This window comes from Bacillus cereus (assembly GCF_007678085.1).
GTDB lineage: Bacteria > Bacillota > Bacilli > Bacillales > Bacillaceae_G > Bacillus_A > Bacillus_A cereus_BE.
In genome coordinates this window covers 1-257 of record NZ_VEDW01000040.1, presented here as the reverse complement: position 1 = coordinate 257, position 257 = coordinate 1, and the positions used below count along the sequence as shown (strand labels likewise).

The following is a 257-nucleotide window of genomic DNA, read 5'->3' as shown; positions in this document are numbered from 1 at the left end:
GTCAAGCAACTAAAGATGCTGGTAAAATTGCAGGCTTAGAAGTTGAACGTATTATCAACGAACCTACAGCTGCTGCACTTGGTTATGGTTTAGATAAAACTGAAACAGATCAAAAGGTTCTCGTATTTGACTTAGGTGGGGGAACATTTGACGTATCTATTCTAGAGTTAGGCGACGGCGTATTTGAAGTATTATCAACTGCCGGAGATAATAAACTTGGTGGCGATGACTTCGACCAAGTGATTATTGATTATCTT

General features: G+C 39.3%; 1 protein-coding gene. It reads left to right on the top strand.

All coding sequences use genetic code 11. The annotated features are described in order from the left end of the window. Positions 1-257 (top strand): Hsp70 family protein (locus FS742_RS27250; protein WP_144616460.1); only part of this gene is annotated, 257 nt, incomplete at both ends.